This is a genomic window from Microbispora sp. GKU 823 (genome assembly GCF_002027145.1).
Lineage (GTDB): Bacteria > Actinomycetota > Actinomycetes > Streptosporangiales > Streptosporangiaceae > Microbispora > Microbispora siamensis.
This window is the reverse complement of record NZ_MWJN01000193.1, coordinates 1-6,324: the sequence shown is the minus strand read 5'-3', so window position 1 is coordinate 6,324 and position 6,324 is coordinate 1. Positions and strand designations below refer to the sequence as shown.

At 67.8% G+C, this 6,324-nt stretch carries 2 protein-coding genes; both read left to right on the top strand.

Going from position 1 to position 6,324, the window contains the following annotated elements; all coding sequences use genetic code 11:
* Positions 1 to 347: 347 nt before the first annotated feature.
* Positions 348 to 5,570: a ThuA domain-containing protein gene (locus B1L11_RS43645; protein ID WP_179155597.1), complete on the top strand. Its 5,223-nt coding sequence runs from the start codon at positions 348 to 350 to the stop codon at positions 5,568 to 5,570.
* A gap of 107 nt (positions 5,571 to 5,677) precedes the next feature.
* On the top strand, positions 5,678 to 6,324 hold a 647-nt coding region (locus B1L11_RS43640; protein WP_143737982.1), incomplete at its 3' end, for a hypothetical protein.

Here is a 6,324-nt window from a genome sequence, read left to right as displayed (position 1 = left end):
CGCGGCCCAGTGCCGATTCGTCGCCTCGACGCTCGGCTTCGGCGCCGCGTCCCGCGGCGCCGCGAGCATGGTGGTCAGCCAGATCATCGACGACCCGACCACGATCATGGATTCATTACCCCGGCCGTCAGCCTATTGACGGCCCCACAGACCTGGAGACGGCACCTCTCCAGCACCCCCGGTATCCAACGCAAGTAAGCGGCAACAAGCGCGGCGGCGCGCGCCTTGCCTGACCTCCCCCCAGTCAGGAAGGGTCTTCCATGTCACCACGTCATCGAACGTGGGCCAGGCCGTTCAACACGGCCCTGCCAGAAAAGGGACGTCCGAGACGTCGAACCGCGGCGACGATGGCCCTGGCCCTCGTCGCGCCCGTCATCACGCTCCTCGCGGCGCCCGCGAGCGCCGAGGCCGCCACGGCCGCGGCGGCACCCGACTTCAAGGTGCTCGTCTTCTCCAAGACGACCGGTTTCCGGCACGACTCGATCCCCGAGGGCATCGCGGCCGTGCAGAAGCTCGGCCAGGAGAACAACTTCGCGGTCGACACGACCGAGGACAGCACCAAGTTCACGGACGAGAACCTGGCGCAGTACCAGGCCGTGGTCTTCATGTCCACGACCGGTGACCCGCTGGGCACCCAGGACCAGAAGGACGCCTTCCAGCGCTACATCCAGAAGGGCGGCGGCTTCGTAGGCGTCCACGCCGCCGCCGACAGCGGCTACAACTGGTCCTGGTACGGCAAGCTCGTCGGGGCCTACTTCAAGCAGCACCCGGCGATCCAGCAGGCCACGGTCAAGGTCGAGGACCCGGCGCACCCGTCGACCAAGGGCCTGCCGACGACCTGGACCCGTACCGACGAGTGGTACGACTACCAGACCAATCCGCGTGGCACGGTCCACGTGCTGACGTCGATGGACGAGAAGTCCTACTCCGGCGCCACGATGGGCGCCGACCACCCCAACACCTGGTGTCAGGACTTCGACGGTGGCCGCTCGTGGTACACCGGCCTCGGCCACCTGAAGGAGAACTACAGCGAGGCGAACTTCCTCAAGCTGCTCCTCGGCGGTATCAAGACCGCCGCGGGCGCCGAGAAGGCCGACTGCTCGGCGTCGCAGAGCAGCAGCTTCGAGAAGACCACCCTCGACGACAACACCTCCAACCCGATGATGCTGGACGTGGCCAAGGACGGCCGGGTCTTCTACATCGACCGGCTGGGCGACGTCAAGATCGTCAAGCCGGAGGGTGGCACCGTCACGGCGGCGCACCTGAATGTGTTCACCGCCAACGAGAGCGGTCTGCTCGGCATGGCGCTGGACCCCGGGTTCGACACCAACAAGTGGATCTACCTGTACTACTCGCCGTCCGGGTCGGCGAACGTGGACCGGCTGAGCCGCTTCACGGTCACCGGTGACACCGTGGATCTGGCGAGCGAGAAGAAGATCCTCGACGTGCCGGTGCAGCGGGCCGAGTGCTGCCACCACGGCGGCGGCCTGGTGATGGACCCCAAGACCGGCAACCTGTGGCTGGGCACGGGCGACAACACCAACCCCTTCGCCTCCGACGGCTACGCGCCGATTGACGAGCAGTCGGGCCGGGCCAACTGGGACGCCCAGCGCTCCGCGGGCAACACCAACAGCCTGAGCGGCAAGCTGCTGCGGATCCACCCCGAGCCGGACGGCACCTACACCATCCCGGCGGGCAACCTGTTCGCCCCGGGCACGGCCAAGACCAAGCCCGAGATCTACGGCATGGGCTTCCGCAACCCGTTCCGGATCGGGCTGGACCCCAAGACCGGCAACATCATGCTCGGTGAGTACGGCCCGGACGCCAACGCCGCCAGCGCCACGCGTGGCCCGCAGAACACGGTGGAGTGGAACCTCATCTCCAAGCCGGGCAACTACGGCTGGCCGTACTGCATCGGCAACAACTCCCCCTACATCGACTACAACTTCGCGACCAAGACGTCGGGGTCGGCGTTCAACTGCGCGGCTCCGGTCAACGACTCGCCGAACAACGACGGTCTGACCAACCTGCCGCCGGTCATCCCGGCGACGGTCTGGTACCACTACGCCTCCGACCCCAACAACTTCCCGGAGTTGACCGGTGGCGCGCCGATGGGCGGCCCGGTCTACCGCTACAACGCCGACCTCCAGTCGACGACCAAGTGGCCGGCGTACTGGGACGGCAAGGCGGTCTTCGGTGAGTGGAACAACAACGCGCTGTGGTCGTTCCAGCTCAACGAGGACGGCACCAAGCTCGTCGAGATGAACCGGATTCTCAACACCCTGAGCTTCAAGAAGCCCATGGACATGAAGTTCGGTCCCGACGGCGCTCTGTACCTGATCGAGTGGGGTTCGGGCTTCGGCGGCGACAACGCCGACTCGGGCATCTACCGCGTCGACTACGTCAAGGGCGTCCGTCCCCCTGTGGCCCGCGCCAGCGCGGACAAGACCGACGGCCCGGTGCCGCTGAGCGTCAAGTTCAGCAGCGACGGCTCGCGGGACCCGGACGGCAAGGCGATCACCTACGCCTGGGACCTCGACGGTGACGGCAAGACCGACTCCACCGACGCCAGCCCCACCTTCACCTACACCACGGCCGGCGAGTACAACGCGGTTCTCACCGTGACGAACGCCGACGGCCTGTCCGGTAAGGCGAGTGTGGCGATCAACGCGGGCAACACCCGTCCCACCGTCACCGTGGACGTCCCGCCGAACGGCGCCTTCTTCGAGTTCGGCGACCAGGTGAAGTTCAAGGTCACCGTCACCGACCCCGAGGACGGCACGATCGACTGCGACAAGGTCCAGATCCAGGCGATCCTCGGCCACGACAGCCACGGCCACCCGCTCGACCAGCTCAAGGGCTGTGAGGGCACCCTGCAGACCCAGCAGGCGGGCCACGGCGAGTACGACAACCTCTTCTACGCGATCGAGGCCAGCTACACCGACGGTGGCGCCGGTGGTGCCAAGCCGCTGACCGGGCGGGGCCAGGTCATCCTGGAGCCCAAGCGCAAGCAGGCCGAGCACTTCTCGCAGACCGGCCGGGTCGCCGACGGCAAGGGCACCGACGCCGCGGGCGTCACGATCGAGACCACGACCGACACCGCGGGCGGCAACCAGAACATCGGGAACATCCAGGACGGCGACTGGTGGTCGTTCGACCCGGTGAACCTGTCGAACGTCTCCGCGATCCGGTTCCGCGTCGCGTCGAACACCACCGGCGGGACCATCCAGGTCCGGCAGGGCAACCCGGAGAACGGGACGCTGGTCGGCTCCGTCGACGTGGCAGGCACGGGCGGCTGGCAGACGTTCAAGGACGTCACGCTGAACCTGACCAACCCGCCGGTCACGAGCGGCCCGCTGTACTTCGTCGTGCGCAAGCCGGCGAGCGCGGCCAACGACGCCTTCCTGCTCAACTTCAACTGGGTCGACTTCATCGGCAAGGGCGCGACGGAGAACCAGCGTCCGACGGTGTCGGTGGCGGCCAGCGCGACCACGGGTGTCGCGCCGCTGAAGGTGGACTTCACCTCAACCGCCAGCGACCCCGACGGTGACACCCCGCTCACCTACAAGTGGGACTTCGGGGTGAACGGCGCACCGCAGCCGACCACGGCCAACGCGAGCTACACCTACACCGCGCCGGGCACCTACACCGCCACGCTGACGGTGACCGACGCCAAGGGCGCGGCCGGCACCGCCACGGTGCAGGTCAAGGTGGACGCCCCGGCCACGGTGTGCTTCAGCGGCCGTTCCGACGACTTCCTGGGCAACCAGCTCGACCGTGACCGCTGGTCGGTCATCCGGGAGAACCAGGACCTCAGGGTCGCCGACGGCAAGCTCGTCATCCCGACCTCGGCCACCGACATCTACCAGACGACCAACAACACGCCGAACATCGTCGTGCAGCCGGCTCCGTCGGGCGCCTGGACGGCCACGGCCAAGCTCACGCTGAACGCGCGCGACGCGTACCAGCAGGCGGGCCTGGTCATCTACGGCGACGACGACAACTACGCCAAGATGGTGCTCCAGGCGCGGTCGACCTCGGGTTCCGACCACGCCAGCCGCATCTTCCAGTTCATCCGTGAGGACAAGGGCGCCCCGAACGAGGTGTCGCAGAGCAACACGGCCAACCTCGGGGACGCCTACCCCGACACGGTGTACGTGCGGTTCATCAGCGACGGCACCAACATCACCGCCCACTACTCCTCGGACGGCACCAACTTCACCGCGATGCCGGAGACCAAGCCGCTCGCCGGGATCACCAACCCGAAGATCGGCCTGATCTCGCTGGCCGGGGCCAACCACCCGGTGGTGGACGCGGCCTTCGACTGGTTCCAGATCACGCCGGACGACAAGGCGACCCCGCCGACGCCGGACGACGACTTCAACGGCACCACGCTGGACAACTGCCGCTGGAACTCGATCGTGCGCTACGACGCGACGGCTGCGCGGGTGAGCAACGGCAACCTGGAGCTCGACACCACGAAGGGTGACATCTACGGGACGACCAACAGCGACCCGAAGAACTTCATCCTGCAGAAGGCGCCGAGCGGTGACTGGACGCTGGAGACCAAGGTCGACGGCTCGGCCCTCAGCGAGCAGTACCAGCAGGGCGGCCTTATGGTGTACGGCGACGACGACAACTACGTGAAGTTCGACTTCCTGACCACCAACGCCGCAGGGTCGACGGTGGCGCGGACGATCGAGCTGCGTAGCGAGGTCGCCGGGACCGTGCAGAACCCGCAGCCGCAGGTCAACGGCCTCGGCGCCGGCCCGTACTGGCTGCGCCTGAAGAAGGTGGGAGACAGCTTCACCGGCTCCTACTCCTCCGACGGCACCACCTGGACCGACCTGGCCACCAACGGCACGACCGCCGTGGTGAAGAACAGCGCCGTGGCGAACGCGTCGAAGATCGGCGTCTACACCATCGGCACCAACCAGGGCGCGTCCAAGACGGTCAAGTTCGACTACTTCAAGCTGATCAAGGCGGGAAGTGAGGACAAGACCGCTCCGGTGACGACGGCGACGACCGACCCGTCCCAGCCGGAGAACGGCTCGTTCACCGGTCCGGTCACGGTCACGCTGAAGGCCGTGGACGAGACCGGCGGCAGCGGGGTCGCCAAGACCGAGTACAAGCTCGACGGTGGTGACTGGACCGCCTACACCGAGCCGGTCAAGGTCAGCGGCGAGGGGCAGCACACGCTGGCCTACCGCTCGACGGACAAGGCGGGCAACGCCGAGGAGGCCAAGACGCTCACGCTGACGATCTCCCCGGCGTCCTCGCAGGTCAAGCTCACTGTGACGGCCGCGCCGCGCTGCATCGGCACCTCGGTGTACCTGGCGGTCACGGCCGTCAACAACGGTGACGCGCCGGCGACGGTGACACTGACGACTCCGTACGGCAACAAGACCGTGGCCGATGTGGCCCCGGGCAAGCAGGCCTACCAGTCGTTCAACACGCGCACCACCAAGATCGACGCGGGCAAGGTCACCGTGACCGGCACCGCGACGATCGACGGCAAGCAGGTCACCTCGTCCTACGACGCCAACTACACCGCGCTCAGCTGCGGCTGACCGCACCGGCGGTGACCACGGTCCACCGGCCGGGGACATCGCCATAGCACAACCGGGGCCGGCCGGCCGACCAGCCGGCGGCCCCGCCCCCCATAGATGGAGCGAACATGAGAATCAACAGGACCACCCAGATACTCGCCGCGTCCGTGCTCGGCATCGCGCTCGCCGGCGTCGGCGTGGCCGGTCCCGCGCTGGCCGACGACGACCCCGGCACCGGCAGCGGCAGCGGCATCGACGTGTCGGTCAACATCACGCCCACCACCACCCCCGGCCAGCTGTCGATGACGGTGGCCGACAACAACGGCGTCTCCCTGCAGGAAAACGGGTCCAACGCCGCCGCCCGCCAGTTCACCGGCACCCTGCCCACCGTCACGGTCAGCGACACCCGCAAGCCCGAAGACATCCCCGCCGGGGAGTACTGGGCCGTCGTCGGCCAGGCCAGCCAGTTCGTCGCCACCGACGACCCGGCCAAGACCATCGGCCCCGAATACCTCGGCTGGAAGCCGCGCCTGCTGACCGACTCCTCCACCGGGGCGGTCTCGGCCGGTGAGCCGGTCTCCAGTGTCGTCTCCGACGGCACCGGCGCCCCCACCGTGGGTCTGCAGGGCCAGGAGCTGCTGGTCTCCACCGCCAACTCCTCCGACGAGATCGGCACCTCGAAGGTCAACGCCGACCTCGCCCTGCGCACCCCCGTCGACGTCGCCGCCGGGGAATACCACTCCACCTTGACCCTTTCGCTGTTCAACCAGTCCTG

Bases quoted from the DNA above. Each gene is read 5' to 3' on its own strand.
- B1L11_RS43645 (WP_179155597.1), top strand. From the start codon at position 348: ATGGCCCTGGCCCTCGTCGCGCCCGTCATCACGCTCCTCGCGGCGCCC.